The sequence below is a fragment of the Bartonella sp. AP58NXGY genome, assembly GCF_042195785.1.
In the GTDB taxonomy this organism is placed as follows: Bacteria; Pseudomonadota; Alphaproteobacteria; order Rhizobiales; family Rhizobiaceae; genus Bartonella.
The window spans coordinates 1-758 of record NZ_JBHIOY010000214.1 but is presented as its reverse complement, the minus strand read 5'-3'; the positions used below and the strand labels follow the sequence as shown (position 1 = coordinate 758).

The 758-nt window shown below is 45.8% G+C and carries 1 protein-coding gene; it reads right to left on the bottom strand.

What is annotated here, in order from left to right; translation table 11 throughout:
* Positions 1-756: portal protein (locus ACFINC_RS10525; RefSeq protein ID WP_375617179.1), on the bottom strand; the 756-nt coding region annotated here is incomplete at its 3' end.
* Positions 757-758: the final 2 nt, after the last annotated feature.

The window sequence follows — 758 nt, the reverse complement described above, 5'->3', positions numbered from 1 at the left end:
TTCAACAAGCGTGACCATCCGACGACCGTTTTCAACATCAATGCCCTTCTCATCACTGTAATAATCAAGATCATTATGGTGAACACCTTCATGAGAGTTCCCATCCCTTGCCCAATCTGCACTCAGCTCTGTCCAATGGGCTTTGGGAAACATTTGCTTGGCTACGTCTAATGGCTTACGGTCTACATACCACATGCGTTGTGCATCGGTTAAATTCGGTTGCACTGCCGCGCTATCCCAAACCATTTTTAAGGGGTCTAAACGCGTAATGACCGGTTCACCATCTACACTGTTCTCATAATCAAGCCGTGTATCGGTCCAGCCCATGCCGCAGATGACAGCGTCTTGGAAAGCATCACTATCCGCATATTCCGCATGTGCTACATCTCTAAACCATTCTGCCGCCCCTGTAAGCAATTCACTAGGTAATGCCTTCCCGACTTGACGGGGGATAAATTGCACTTCTCGTTTATTGTTACGCTCTGAACCCACAACGGCATTAACCAATGGTGCAATGCGATTAAACGTCATAACGGGGCGGCGTTGTTCTTTTAAAGCCGCTAAATCTTGATCATTCCACTGATCACCATTGTAAAAACCAAAATCCTCCCGCGCATGTTCACGCCATTTGTTCACATGCTCCACATCTTCTTTGTACCAATTCACAAGCTTGCGAAACAAACCTTCATGAGAGAGATCAGATACATTGCTGTCTTTCTCTAAATGTTCATCATCATGCATCATTCTGCCATCCATGA